This window comes from Bacillus sp. MUM 116 (genome assembly GCF_001866655.1).
In the GTDB taxonomy this organism is placed as follows: domain Bacteria; phylum Bacillota; class Bacilli; order Bacillales; family Cytobacillaceae; genus Neobacillus.
Genome location: NZ_MLYR01000029.1, coordinates 1 through 12,819 on the forward strand (window position 1 = coordinate 1; position 12,819 = coordinate 12,819).

Annotated in this window: 14 protein-coding genes; 5 read left to right on the forward strand and 9 right to left on the reverse strand. The window is 38.1% G+C overall.

Annotation, left to right across the window (positions count from 1 at the left end):
* The coding region (locus BIV60_RS07900) for a hypothetical protein (RefSeq protein WP_218145932.1) at positions 1–511 on the reverse strand (511 nt) is incomplete at its 3' end.
* A gap of 316 nt (positions 512–827) precedes the next feature.
* Between BIV60_RS07900 and BIV60_RS07905 the strand changes: the two genes are divergently transcribed.
* The 4 genes from BIV60_RS07905 to BIV60_RS07920 all read left to right on the forward strand — a co-directional run bounded on the left by BIV60_RS07905 (position 828) and on the right by BIV60_RS07920 (position 4,669).
* A complete protein-coding gene (locus BIV60_RS07905) occupies positions 828–1,898 on the forward strand; it encodes a CotH kinase family protein (protein WP_141770426.1) in 1,071 nt (356 codons plus the stop codon).
* Between the two features lie 156 nt (positions 1,899–2,054).
* Positions 2,055–2,582 carry a hypothetical protein gene (locus BIV60_RS07910; protein ID WP_071355187.1) on the forward strand — a complete coding sequence of 176 codons (528 nt, stop codon included), beginning with the start codon at positions 2,055–2,057 and terminating at the stop codon, positions 2,580–2,582.
* Positions 2,583–2,649: 67 nt separating this feature from the next.
* Positions 2,650–3,813 carry a hypothetical protein gene (locus tag BIV60_RS07915; RefSeq protein WP_071355188.1) on the forward strand — a complete coding sequence of 388 codons (1,164 nt, stop codon included), beginning with the start codon at positions 2,650–2,652 and terminating at the stop codon, positions 3,811–3,813.
* A 187-nt stretch (positions 3,814–4,000) separates the two neighbouring features.
* Complete coding sequence (locus tag BIV60_RS07920; protein WP_071355189.1) at positions 4,001–4,669, forward strand: DUF2642 domain-containing protein; 669 nt, start codon at positions 4,001–4,003, stop codon at positions 4,667–4,669.
* 234 nt (positions 4,670–4,903) lie between these two features.
* Here the strand turns inward: BIV60_RS07920 and BIV60_RS07925 are convergent, their stop codons facing one another.
* The gene (locus tag BIV60_RS07925; RefSeq protein ID WP_071355190.1) at positions 4,904–5,983 is read right to left on the reverse strand and encodes an NAD(P)H-dependent flavin oxidoreductase; all 1,080 of its coding nucleotides are present in this window, start codon (positions 5,981–5,983) and stop codon (positions 4,904–4,906) included.
* A gap of 110 nt (positions 5,984–6,093) precedes the next feature.
* Here BIV60_RS07925 and BIV60_RS07930 point away from each other — a divergent pair, with 110 nt between their 5' ends.
* Positions 6,094–6,486 (forward strand): thiol-disulfide oxidoreductase DCC family protein, encoded by a 393-nt coding sequence (locus tag BIV60_RS07930; protein ID WP_071355191.1) that lies wholly within the window; start codon positions 6,094–6,096, stop codon positions 6,484–6,486.
* 45 nt (positions 6,487–6,531) lie between these two features.
* Here the strand turns inward: BIV60_RS07930 and lsrF are convergent, their stop codons facing one another.
* The 7 genes from lsrF to BIV60_RS07960 form a co-directional block, all read right to left on the reverse strand.
* Positions 6,532–7,323, reverse strand: a complete 792-nt coding sequence (gene lsrF, locus BIV60_RS07935) for a 3-hydroxy-5-phosphonooxypentane-2,4-dione thiolase (protein ID WP_071355283.1) — start codon at positions 7,321–7,323, stop codon at positions 6,532–6,534.
* A gap of 17 nt (positions 7,324–7,340) precedes the next feature.
* Positions 7,341–7,697, reverse strand: a complete 357-nt coding sequence (locus BIV60_RS07940; protein ID WP_071355192.1) for a cupin domain-containing protein — start codon at positions 7,695–7,697, stop codon at positions 7,341–7,343.
* Between the two features lie 21 nt (positions 7,698–7,718).
* Positions 7,719–9,281, reverse strand: coding sequence for an autoinducer-2 kinase (gene lsrK / locus BIV60_RS07945; protein ID WP_071355193.1), 1,563 nt, complete (start codon positions 9,279–9,281; stop codon positions 7,719–7,721).
* A gap of 154 nt (positions 9,282–9,435) precedes the next feature.
* Positions 9,436–9,585 (reverse strand): hypothetical protein, encoded by a 150-nt coding sequence (locus BIV60_RS29535; protein ID WP_177177244.1) that lies wholly within the window; start codon positions 9,583–9,585, stop codon positions 9,436–9,438.
* Positions 9,586–10,006: 421 nt separating this feature from the next.
* Positions 10,007–10,417: a VOC family protein gene (locus tag BIV60_RS07950; protein WP_071355194.1), complete on the reverse strand. Its 411-nt coding sequence runs from the start codon at positions 10,415–10,417 to the stop codon at positions 10,007–10,009.
* A 320-nt stretch (positions 10,418–10,737) separates the two neighbouring features.
* Positions 10,738–11,751 carry an SIS domain-containing protein gene (locus BIV60_RS07955; protein ID WP_071355195.1) on the reverse strand — a complete coding sequence of 338 codons (1,014 nt, stop codon included), beginning with the start codon at positions 11,749–11,751 and terminating at the stop codon, positions 10,738–10,740.
* Positions 11,752–11,818: 67 nt separating this feature from the next.
* Positions 11,819–12,784, reverse strand: a complete 966-nt coding sequence (locus BIV60_RS07960; RefSeq protein WP_071355196.1) for an SIS domain-containing protein — start codon at positions 12,782–12,784, stop codon at positions 11,819–11,821.
* Positions 12,785–12,819 lie beyond the last annotated feature (35 nt).

The window sequence follows — 12,819 nt, forward strand, 5'->3', positions numbered from 1 at the left end:
CCGCTGCTTCCCGAGCTGCCTGAGCTGCCACTTGATCCATGGCTGCCTTTACTTTTCCCGGAATGTTTATTGTTCTTATTCTTTCCGGAATTTTTCCCACCTTTACTTTTCCCGGACCCGTGGCTGCCGCTTGACCCGCTGCTTCCCGAGCTGCCGGAGCTATCACAGGTTCCACAACTGCCGCTGCTTCCACTGGAATCCCAGCTGCCACAGGACCCGCAACTTCCAGAACTGCCGGAACTACCGGAACTACCCGAACTGCCGGAACTGCCGGAACTACCAGAACTGCCCGAACTACCAGAGCTTCCGGAACTGCAAGAGCTTCCAGAGCTACCGGAACTGCCCGAACTGCCAGAGCTTCCGGAACTGCCCGAACTGCCAGAGCTTCCGGAACTGCCCGAACTGCCAGAGCTTCCGGAACTGCCCGAACTGCCCGAACTGCCAGAGCTTCCGGAACTGCCGGAACTATGGCTGCCAGGCTTTGGTTTTTTTTCAGGTGGTTTAGGGCCACCTTTAGATTTTGGACCCTTTCCTTTATGCTTTGCTACAACATCTTTTGGGTTACTATCTAAAAAGGTTAATAAGCCATTTTCTTTGGCTTGGGCTAATAACTGTTCAATGTCCAATTTTAATACCATTTTTTCACCACTTCCAAAAATAAGTATTTTCCTTTCTAACTTATGGGAATTAAGTCAGTATTGACATGGACATTTAATACATTTTTAGAAAAATTCGCCTATAATTTGACTCATGGCCTTCGTCTAACTGCACAAATACCTAAAAAAATGCATACAATTCTAAAAATAAATTTTTTAGGGGTATTAAAATTGTTAAAATATGAAATCTTTATAAACCCAAAAGTACTAAAAAATTTAGACAACGATATTTGGGAAGACGAGCCGGTTCCAGCAGTGTTGAAAATTGGAAAAGAAAAATACACAGTTCACCTGGCCTATCGTGGGAATGTCATCAGAAAAAAGAAGAAAAAATCATACGATATCATTTTTCAAAAGCCGTTTCTTGTTAACGGAGCCCATGAAATCCATCTCAACGCAGAATATTCTGATATTTCATTATGCAGGAACAAACTTTCACTGGATTTTTTTGATTCATTAGGAGTTATCTCCCCACACTCGAGGCATGTGCTCCTCTATATCAATGGATATTGTAAAGGGATCTATTTAGAAATCGAGTCCTTTGACCAATACATGTTGAAAAAAAGGAATTTACCACCAGGTCCAATCATTTATGCTACAAATTATCATGCCAATTTTTCTTTATTAACGCCAAAAAGTAAACTAAAATCCAGCTTAGATCAAGGTTATACAATAAAGAATGGTTCTGAAAAAGATCTGGAAAGATTAGAGGAGTTCATTGCGAAAATTAACACCTTAAATAACGCGGAATTTGAAGAGGAAATACCTAAATATTTAGATACAGATCAATATGTAAATTGGCTTACTGGGGTCGTTTGCACGCAAAATTTTGATGGTTTTATCCATAACTATGCCTTGTATCACAATAGCGAAAGTAACCTATATGAAATATCTCCTTGGGATTATGATGGGACTTGGGGGCGGGATCTTCATGGACGTAAATTAAGCTATGATTTCGTACCTATTTCCGGGTACAATACATTAACCAACAGGCTTCTAAATATTCCACAATTCAGGAAAAAATATTTAAATACGTTATTATCCACATTAGAAAATCTATTAACGGTCAATACCATGGAACCAATTGTTTCCATCCTTTTCAAACAATTAAATCCCTATATTGGCCTAGATCCGTATTTAACCATAAATGAACAAACACTTGAAAAAGAAAAAACATACATTATTAGGTTTATTCAAAAAAGAAATTCCTACCTGAAAGAAAAAATGATGTCCTTAATATAGGCAGTATGACGTATATGGCAAGTTCCATATACATTTTTTTTGCCTATTTTTTTCATAAATCTCAAAAACAGGCACCTATAATAGTACAACATCACCCCGTGATACATATAGATGCAGTGTAAATGTTTATTTAATTTTAAGGAGGAAAATGGTGGTATGAATAAGGAAATGATGAGTAATTTTGTCGGTAAAACCATCAGGGTTGATAGACATGGGCCAAATTCCAGAGTCGGAAAATTAATGGAGGTTTTTGATGATGGATTTGTCTTATTAACCGAAAAGGATGGAGTTCTATACTATTGTATGCAACATATCAAAAGTATTACGGAAAGCACTCAGGACAAAATCGAATTTGGCATTGAAATTCCTGATGGATTTGAATATAAAAAAGCAACAACTTTCATGGAATTATTAAGGGGCATGCAATACCAATGGGTACACTTGAACCGTGGACCTGAGAGCATTGAGGGAGTTCTAAGTGAAGTTCATCCTGATTATGTATCCGTAATTGTTAAGGATGAGATTGTTCGTTTGTCAAGGATCCATCTTAGAAATATCAGCTACGGGCTAAAAATTGAAAGTAATATAGATGAGGATAATGGTTCAGATAATAAAGGCTCAAATGATAAAGGTTCTAAGAATAAAAACTCAAATGATAAAAGTTCCAATGATAAGAATAAATAAAGAGTAATAATTCGTCGCTTCTCGATTTTGGGGAAGCGACAATTACTCCCTTAAGGAGGATTTATGTATGAGTCAAGATAATTTTTCATCTACACTGGATTTATTCAAAGGCTATTGGGTAAATCTTTATGTAAGTGAAGAAATCATTAAAGGAAAATTAATGGGAGTGGAAGAAGACCATTTAATTTTAGAAAACGAAAATAATTACATCTTTTACTATAGCCTGGATAAAATACAGGCAATTACCAAGAACACAAAACAATTCCAAGCAGAGGAAATTTCATCTAAATATTTAAAAACAACCAGCTTAAAAGAGTTATTAGACTCTTTAATCAATTCTTGGGTAAGTATCCTTTGCTTAAATAAACAAACGTTTAGCGGTATTGTAAATGAAGTGGATTCCGATTTCGTCACTTTAATTAGTGGTGAAGAAAGGATTCTTATAAAATTAACCCATGTTTCGAACATTGTAATGGGAGTAATAGAAGATAATTCAAATAACTCAGACTCTGAAACTGATGAAGAAGAACAAAATGAAGAAGAACAAAATGAAGAAGAACAAAATGAAACGGAAGTAACCTATCAGTACGTGGAATTAGAAGATAGTTCTAACGAATCAAACGATATCGTTGAAGAAGTAACTGGAGAAAAAGTTGAGCACATCAAAGAAGAGTCTCCTGAGATCTCCAGCCAATCAACTAGTGATAATTCTCAATCTATCGTTTGGTCACAATCAATAAGACCGACAACGGTTGAAAATTTTGTAACGGAGGTTTTAGAAACATCAAACGAAAAAGAAAAGTCATCCAAGAGCAATCGTGATTCATCCTCCTCCAAACAAGAGAAAAGTAAAAAAAGCAGCAAAAGTTCTAGCAAAAACTCAAAATCAAAAAGTTCTTCCAAAAAAGAAGGATCTTCCAAAAAGGAAGTATCTGAAACAAAAGTTGAAGAGGTAAAACAAGAGGTTAATTCTGAAAAAACAAATAAAGAAGTTACTGCATTGAAATTTGCCGACACAGCCAATATCTTTGGATTAATGAAGGAAATGAAGGAAATTAAAGAATCAAAGAAAGAAACAAATAGTAAGGATACGACGAGTGCTATGAATCTCCAACAGGATGAGGAATCACGGTTAATCCGTTTTGCAGGGGAACCAATTACCCGTGATAGCAAGGAAGCTTTCCCATACGCTGGTTGGCCAAGTAGGAGAAACAGAGCAAACCGATTCTAATTTCGCACCTCTAACCAGAAAAAGCCAATATGAATATGAACATAGTTCCCTTCCATGTCATTGTCCCTTTCAGCATCCTAAAGAAATCCTTACAAAATGATTTTGGACTGGTCTTTTTAAGGTTGTCCTTAAAACACCAGTCCATCTCATCTTGTATATTGTAACTCCTTAGAAAGGATGTGATCTAATGAATTTTAAGGAACATATCGGAAAATATATAAAACTAGAGATTTCAGGAAAAAAAATACTAAGTGGCATGTTAATTGACATTGGAAGCGATTTATGGGTTCTTTTTGATGGGTATGATTATCTATATATTCCATCCATCAATATACAAAATTGGGAATTTCTAAATGAAGATGAGATTGATGAAATCTATGTTTCTACAGAACCCTCCCCTATATATAACCATAATGAAGAAATTTCACTTCGCAAGACGCTAACTTCTGCAAAAGGAATTTTCACAGAAATTTATGTAACAGGCAACAAAGCATTGCATGGATATATTATAAGCATCATGAACAATTATTTCGTTTTTTACTCCCCTATTTACAAAACAATGTTTATTTCCCTGAATCATCTGAAGTGGTTAATTCCTTACTCCGAAAATCAACGTCCATATGGACTAAGCAATGCGAATTTCCCAGTAAATCCATCAAACATTTCATTTTCAAGGTCTTTTGAGGTGCAAATTGAAAAACTGGTAGGAGAACTAATCGTTTTTAATATGGGTGAAAGTGACCATGTAATCGGAAAAGTGAAAGGAATAAAAGACAATTTCGTTGAAATTATACGAGCTAAAGAAGAACCGGTTTATTTGCATCTTCAGCATATCAAAACAGTTCATATGACTTAAATGAGTGTCTTTTAAGGACACTTAAAAACGGACTGTGACAGTCCGCTTTTTATTTTCAATTATTTAATTCATTTTTTAGATAAACAGTATCAGATTTTTCCATGAATCAACTGGACAAGCCTAATGAGTAGGCCGTTCCTCGTTAACTCGGGGCTAGGTACGGTCGTTTGGAAAAAGAAATAAACAACAAAACAAACAAGTTCTACAACCATGATTTTACCATTTTTTAACAACTTAAAATATTAACTTGGTCTTTAATCTTGCTGTATCCTCGATTAATTGATTCATTAATTGCTGGACGGTTAATGTTTTTGCTAATCGGGGACTTTGGCCGGACCAAAGGGACATATAATCCGGGTTTCGTGTGGCTAAAGATGCTTTTCGGATCCCTTTTGTCAGTTCATTTTGAATCGGATATGGCGGTAAGTTGTTCTCCTTTTCTTTCATGGATTCAATAAAGCCGTTATTTACCCCTCTTGCCATTTTTCCTGAGAAGGCTTTTGTTAGAACCACCTGGTCTTCTTGAGCATGGATGATTGCCTCCTTATGGATTTGAGATGCTCCACTCTCTTCACACACCAGGAACGCGGTTCCCATTTGAACAGCATGAGCACCGAGACATTTTGCTGCGAATATTCCTCTAGCATCCATAATACCTCCGGCAGCAATGATTGGAATATGGATATGGTCTGCTGCCTGGGGAATTAGTGACATTAATCCAATCAAACCCTGCTCTGGATCATTTATGAAGGTACCGCGGTGTCCTCCTGCCTCGCTTCCCTGTAACACGACAAAGTCCATACCTGCTTTTTGACATAAGATGGTTTCGTGAACCGTGGTGGCCGTGCCGGCTGTATGAATTGAATTCTTTTTCAAACGTTCGAGGATATCCTGGGACGGCAATCCAAATGTAAAGGAACAGACTGGTACATTTTCTTCAAGAACGACTTGTATCTGCTCATGAAAAATTTCGAGGTCCTGTTCGTATGTTGGTAATTTAGGATGGGTTTCTATACCTAAAACTTGTTCAATTGGGTGGAGTAGATCCTTTGCCGACTTTATTTTTTGCTCATCATGTTGATAGATAGATGGAACGAATAGATTGATTCCGAATGGTTTGGCCGTAATTTGCTTGACTTCTTTTATTTGATGGCGAACTTGTGCAGGATTAAGGTAACCAGCGCCAATCATTCCGAGTCCTCCAGCATTGGAAACAGCAGCCACCAATCTTGAAGTCGTTGGTCCACCCGCCATTGGAGCTTGAATAATCGGATAATCAATTCCTAATCGTTGAGTAAATTCATTTTGCCACATGCGATTTACCGCCTTTCATAATATAATAAGGTGACAGGCACCGTCCGTGGACAAATCTTCTTTTTTCCGTGTGGGACGGACATCTAAAATATAGGGACGGTGGTGATGTAATGGAACGAATTGTTCTTTTTGATGGTGTATGTAATTTATGTAATCAAAGTGTCCAGTTTATTATCAAGAGAGATCCATCCGGAATATTTAAGTTTGCCTCTCTCCAAGGGGAAAGGGGAAAAAGAATTATTTCGGACTTCGGAATTCCTGCCGAATTGGAAAGCCTCATATTAATAGAAAATGAAAAAGCTTATCGAAAATCCACTGCCGCATTACGGATTTGCGGTAAGCTAAACGGTCCATGGAAGTTGTTCGTAATCCTCATGATTATCCCACCTTTTATAAGAGACTACATCTATGATATCATAGCGAAAAACCGCTATAAATGGTTTGGCCGGAAAAACAGCTGTATGCTTCCCTCACCAAGTTTGAAAAATAGGTTTTTGGATTAATAAACGCCTGAATATAAAAATAGATTTCAGGCGTTTACCGACCACTTATGCTTTAATTTTCGTATTTGTTTCATACAATTCCACTGCTTCCTTTACGGAAAAACCATGATGTACAATTGAATGAATCGCCTGTATCATGGCAAGCGGATTCTCGGACTGCCAAATATTCCGCCCCATATCAACGCCTACCGCTCCCTGTTCCATCGCATTATACGTAATCTCAAGCGCTTCCCGAATCGTATCAAATTTCGGCCCACCGGCAATCACAATTGGCACCGGGCACTTGCCTGTCACCTGTTCAAAATCTTCACAGTAATAAGTTTTTACAATATCCGCCCCCATTTCAGCTACCACCCTGGAGGCTAAAGCAAGGAATCTCGCATCACGTTTTTCAAGCTCTTTACCGACTGCTGTAATCCCTAAAACCGGGAGCCCATAATCATGTGCATCGGTGACTACATGTGCAAGATTTGTTACAGTTTGCGTTTCAAAATCAGAGCCAATAAATACGGAAACCCCCACACCGACCACATTATGGCGAAGCGCCTCCTTTACGGAGGTGACAATCGTTTCATTTGCCAAATCCTTTCCAAGTGTTGTTGGACCTCCAGACACACGCAAGACCATCGGTTTTTCCGTATCATCGGGAATGCAGGCAGCAAGTGTTCCACGGGTTAAATAAAGGGAATCTGTATACGGAAGCAAATCCTTTACCGTTTCCCCCGGTTTTTCTAAACCCCTGATGGGCCCCAAAAAGTACCCATGGTCAATCGCCAGCATAACAGCCCTTCTATTCGGCAAAATTTTATTCAAACGGTTTTTTAAACCCCAACTCATCACCATCACACGCTCCTTTATTTAATCACAGGATTTGGAATATTAACCGTATCTCTTTCCGCAATATGCGGGGACTTAATAAACACAGCTTTAAACAACTGCTCCGATTTATTAATCAAATAATGAGAATCATACGGACGGCATTGAATCATGTCCCCCGGTTTTACCTGAACCCGTTCGCTGTTAATATAAAAATCAATTTCACCTTCTAAAATATAGAAAATTTCTTCGCAAACGGTATGATAATGGTTTTGAAAGTCCTGCCCTGGTTTCAAGGCAACAACTCCCACATCTACATTGGGCCCCTTCGTTAAATACTTTGGTCCGTTGTCTCCAAACCGGTATTCAAAGCCGCTCTCATTGACTTTCTTCATCCCTTACCCCCCCTTCAAACCTTAATCCAATCCTGGTGCTTTCCACATATGATTGGTTAAACCGCGGTCAGCCAAAATGAGTTGTTCTTTATATACCTGCTTCCATTTTTCAAAGAGTTCCAGGTATTTTCTATGATTATCTAAATTAGGTTGATAGGTTTGCTCCCACTTCACTACCAATTCCCCTGCTTTTTCTATATTTTTATAGAGTCCCGCCCCAATTCCTGCAAATAAAGCTGTGCCTAGAGCCGCTGCTTCTTTTACAACAGGAACTTTAACAGGTACACCTAAAACATCTGCAAGGGTCTGACTCCACAGCTTTCCCTTTGAAGCCCCTCCGGCAAAAATAACCTCCTTCGGATAAGTACCGGTCGATTCTTCAATCAGCTTTAAGTTTCCTAGTGTGATTAAGGCTGCATTTTCTTGAAGGGATTTAAACAGTTCTTTTTTTCCAGTTTTTTGAGGATCAAGAGTGAGGTTTATAAAGGATGGAGCGGCATGCCGCCAGGAAACGAAATTCATCGTATCGGAAAAAACCGGAATAATTCCATTCGAGCCAATCGGCACATCTTTGGCTTTTTCTTCTAAAATTTCATAGGGGTCGCGGCCGGTTGCAACCGCTTCTGCTTTTTCCAAATCGCAAAAAGCATCTCGGAACCATCTCATCACAAGACCAGGGAAAAAGGCTATTGTTTCAAGCTGCCATAGATTAGGTACCGCATGGCAGTTTACGCGGATTCGTCCGCCCGTATCTAATATGGGCTGTGTTACATTTACTTCTTGTTGCCAGAACGAACCGCCTGAAACCACTGTTTGCCCTTCCGTTACTGCACCTACTCCAACGGAAGCCATTTGTGCATCTCCGCCGCCTGAGACAATAAGAGTTCCTGGAGTTAAACCGGTTAGAGCAGCGGCCCTTTCAGTGACAGCTCCTAAAACGGTTCCTGCCTCGTTCACCGGTGGAAACAGGTCCTCCTTAATCCCGCATATACCAGCTGCTTTCCTTTCCCAGTTGCGTTTTCTTAAATCAAAAATACCGGTCGTACATCCATTTGAAGGGTCTACCTGAAGCTTCCCTGAGAGCTTAAAAAGTACCCAATCATTAATCATTGTCATCGCAGCGGCTTTTTCATAGATTTCTGGTAAATGATTTTTAATCCATAACAGCCTTGGTAATGCACCTAAGGCAAACATTTGCCCAGATAAGTTATACATGTCTATTTCTAATCCAGAATTGATTTCTTTTAATTTTCCTACTTCTTTTGAGGCTCTTGCATCGACATTAGCGCAAGCCCAAATCTCATTGCCCTGTTGATCATAAAGGACAATTCCTTCCCGCATAGATGTAGCGCTGATTGCTTTGATATTTTTTGCATGAATCCCCGTGTCATTTATAACATTTCTAACACATTGGATAACTAAGCTCCAGTTCGTTTTCCAATCAAAATCCATTGACCCCGGGAACCGTTCATCCGCTAAATGTTCCCACTCAATTTGTGAAACACCGATTTGATTTCCCGACAAATCAAATAATACTGCCCGAATACTGCCCGTACCTGCATCAAATGCTAGAATATACTCCACTTTGCATCACCTCCATATTAGGGAGTAAATTTTGTTCACTGCCTAAAAGAAATATATCCGCAATTTTTATAAAAAGAACAGGATTCCTTTGTCCCTTTAATAATAGAGAAAAAAATCCCGTATAATACAGGATTTTTTTCAATCAATCGACAATTTAATTTAGAAAACAAGGATCATTAAAGTATACAATTTCGGACAGGATTTTGGTGCCTTGGATACTTTCGAAGACTTCTATTGCTTCCTCTTGTTTTTCAAATTCAAACATTTTGATATTTTCCATTGTATAGAGAGTGATGACCCACATTTTGAAATCCTCCAATTTTAATAGGTTTGAGGTGTGAAATACTGATGATCCTGGTTTGAATGATTCTTTTGATAGGTGTTAAACTTATCCGGCCAAGCTCCCTTCTGTCAAATTAGTTTAATAAAGAAAGAGGCTGAATTCCGATTCAGATTTGAATTGGACTTCAGCCTCTCTTTTTAAAACTATTTTTTGAAGTTTGTTTCATTTTTTTACGATGCCTCATGACGATCATTCCCAACTAAAATTCTTAAATTTCATTACTATTCTAGTTGATGCAGACTTTTCTGTCAATTTAATTTTCTGAATTTTACTACAATAATACTTTATCATAGCAGTAAGTGAAAGACTGCTTTTACAAAGTAGAACTTTGACATATCGAAAAAAACAAGCACTCAAAACGAGTACTTGTTATTTGAATATCTTAGGATTTTTGATAATTCAAATCCCATGAGATACCGAAAGGATCTGTAACTTTTGCATACTTCGCTCCCCAGAAGGTATCCTGGAGCTCCATATAGACCTTTCCCTTTTCCCGTAAGGCATCGTATAAACGTAGAATTTCTTTTTCGCTATCCAAATCAAGTGCCAATGAAATATTATTTCCTATATTTATAGTGTTTCCTGGAAATGCGTCCGAAGCCATGATGAATAAATCATCTTTTTTGAATTGCGCATGAATCAAAAGATTTTGTGCTTCAGGTGAATTGTTATAGCCAGCCTCTCCGTAGGTTTGAGCGTTTAAAATTTCCCCTTGAAAAACTTCGCGATAAAATTCTAAAGCCTCCCTGGCATTGCCATCAAACATTAAATAGGGTGTAATTTGCCCCTTCATTTAGACACTCCCTTAGATTTCTTTTGGAAACAATTTCTTCCCTGTCCACAATGTATCATTTTTTTCCTTTTAACGCAGTTATTTACAAAATTAAATTCAAAAAAAGAACCTTTGATCAAATTCAAAGGTCCAAAGATCAGCTTAGTGGTCAAGGCTAAGCTTTAGTTTAGGAGGTCTAAACTCAGAAGAATTTAAACAATTAAATAGTACCATTTTCTAAATATTCTTTCAACAGTTTAAAGCGCAAAAGAGACAGAAAATTTAATTTACATCTATTTGAATTGATAAACAGGTAAATTACAATAATATTTTAAGAACCGTTAATATTCCATTTTTCTGTAATATCTTCTAAGCTCTAACGGATGTTTTCTTTCACGTTCCAAATAAACACTAATTCGTCCTGTTAATGCCCAGTTCAGGTTGATGGCAAAATGTTTGCGGAATTCTTCACTGATTCCTTCTAATGGATAATCCTTTGTATCAATAATAAATAACTCTTTGGTGATTTTCTCAGCAAATCTTTCCACACGATCAACTAATGGACGGGTTTCATCTTCCCCTTTAAAAAGAATAACACTTGAGTCCTCTTCCACTAACTCAAGTGTACCGTGGAAGAATTCAGCCGCATGGATGGACTTAGATTTTATCCATTGCATTTCCTCTAAAATACACATCGCATAGGAATAGGTATTCCCCCATAGATTTCCTGCACCGACTAGCATATGATAACCTGTATCCTTATGCCTGATGGCGAATTGTTCTGCTCGGGAATCGAAGTTTTTTAATGCATTGAAAATTCCTTCTGGCAGCAGGGCGATTTCTTTTGCAAATTGTTCGTACTGAGGGAATTCATCGTTGTTATGAATAAAACGGAATGTAAACAATTGTAAATGAAGGAAGAACGTATCGAAAGAATGTTTGTCATGGCCTGATGTAATGCAATAATCAACTGCTTCGGCCAGCGGTGTACCGGGGTCCGCAACCAAGCCAATGGTGGTCGCCCCCTTATCCTTGCAGAATTGAGCTGCTGTTACTGTTTCTTTTGTGGTTCCGGTAACAGAAGCAAAAATGCAAACCGAATCCTTTGAAAGGTGGCGATTATTCATAACTAATAATTCGGCGGCAATTTCCGCATGTACCTCAAGGCTTGAGTTCGATTTAAGAATATATTCGAATGGATACATCATGGCGATTGTTCCGCCAGAACCGATTAAAAAGATATTTTTAAAGTCTTTAGAGGAAATTTCGTCTACTATTCTTTCAATTTCTTCTCGTTTTGCAAGTGCCTCTTTTCCAACGTATTCAAAAAAAACATCCTGTTCAAATTTTAACATGACAATCCCTCCAAAAAATATTTGGTATTGTTTAAGTCTTCTAAATAGGCTTAGCTTACGTTTCGAATTAATATGGAACCTTCCACATATATCTTCTAGTCGTTAATGGATGGTTCCGGACTTCAGCTAACTCTCCAGCATATTGCCGTAAAACTGTCTGTAATACGAGTGGTGCAATATATCCTTTCACACTATCGGCAGTACCGGTTAAATCAAACTCTTTTGCATCAAGGACAATGACTTTTTCTCCGTAACGCTCGGTAAATTCTAGTGAACGTTCTTCCAATGGACGAGTCTCGTCTACCCCCACTAGCTGGATAATCGGAACTTCTTTATCTAAAATTTCAAATGGGCCGTGGAAGTATTCGCCTGCATGAATTGCATGGGAATGAATCCATTGCATTTCCATCAGAATGCAGATGGCAAACCAATAGGCAATACCATAGTTTGCACCGCTTCCCATCGTGTAAATAATTTTTTCATCTTTATAAGCCTCAGCAAATTCTTTCGCTTGAACTAAAGTCTCCGCTTTTGCTTTAGTTAAAATTGGTCTTAAATTTTCTAAAGAAGAAATAATATCATCGAATTTTTCATTTCCTTCTTTCACAGCTAACAGACCAAAAACCAGTTCGAGCATGATGGCCGGTGCTTCATTCACATAATTTGAGTCGTCTTTATCAAGGTAAACAATTACATATTCTGAGGTTTTCGCAAGCGGTGATTCGGCATCAAAAGTTAAGGAAACCGTTAACGCACCTTTCTCTTTGGCAAAACGAGCTGCCTCAACAGTTTCCGGGGTTTTCCCGTAGTGGGAACATAAAATAACCAATGATTTTTCATTTAATTTCTTAGGATTACGGTGAATAAACTCATTTGAACTGTAAAGGTCAGAGTCAATTGTACCGCTTTCACGATCAAGCACAAATTTGCTGGCAAACATAAGTGAGGACGAGCCGCCGCATGCCACGAAATAAACACGGTCTATATTCCTTTCCTCAAATACCTCTAAAGCTTTTTGAACTTCTGGTAACATGTCATTTCCTCCTTATCAAAGATAAATAAATTTAA

What these genes read in the sequence shown, in the direction of transcription:
- BIV60_RS07930 (WP_071355191.1), top strand. Translation starts at nt 6,094, where the DNA reads ATGGAACGAATTGTTCTTTTTGATGGTGTATGTAATTTATGTAATCAA.
- BIV60_RS29535 (WP_177177244.1), bottom strand. Translation starts at nt 9,585, where the DNA reads ATGTGGGTCATCACTCTCTATACAATGGAAAATATCAAAATGTTTGAA.
- BIV60_RS07955 (WP_071355195.1), bottom strand. Translation starts at nt 11,751, where the DNA reads ATGTTAAAATTTGAACAGGATGTTTTTTTTGAATACGTTGGAAAAGAG.
- lsrF (WP_071355283.1), bottom strand. Translation starts at nt 7,323, where the DNA reads ATGAGTTGGGGTTTAAAAAACCGTTTGAATAAAATTTTGCCGAATAGA.
- BIV60_RS07925 (WP_071355190.1), bottom strand. Translation starts at nt 5,983, where the DNA reads ATGTGGCAAAATGAATTTACTCAACGATTAGGAATTGATTATCCGATT.
- BIV60_RS07920 (WP_071355189.1), top strand. Translation starts at nt 4,001, where the DNA reads ATGAATTTTAAGGAACATATCGGAAAATATATAAAACTAGAGATTTCA.
- BIV60_RS07960 (WP_071355196.1), bottom strand. Translation starts at nt 12,784, where the DNA reads ATGTTACCAGAAGTTCAAAAAGCTTTAGAGGTATTTGAGGAAAGGAAT.
- BIV60_RS07950 (WP_071355194.1), bottom strand. Translation starts at nt 10,417, where the DNA reads ATGAAGGGGCAAATTACACCCTATTTAATGTTTGATGGCAATGCCAGG.
- BIV60_RS07910 (WP_071355187.1), top strand. Translation starts at nt 2,055, where the DNA reads ATGAATAAGGAAATGATGAGTAATTTTGTCGGTAAAACCATCAGGGTT.
- BIV60_RS07915 (WP_071355188.1), top strand. Translation starts at nt 2,650, where the DNA reads ATGAGTCAAGATAATTTTTCATCTACACTGGATTTATTCAAAGGCTAT.
- BIV60_RS07940 (WP_071355192.1), bottom strand. Translation starts at nt 7,697, where the DNA reads ATGAAGAAAGTCAATGAGAGCGGCTTTGAATACCGGTTTGGAGACAAC.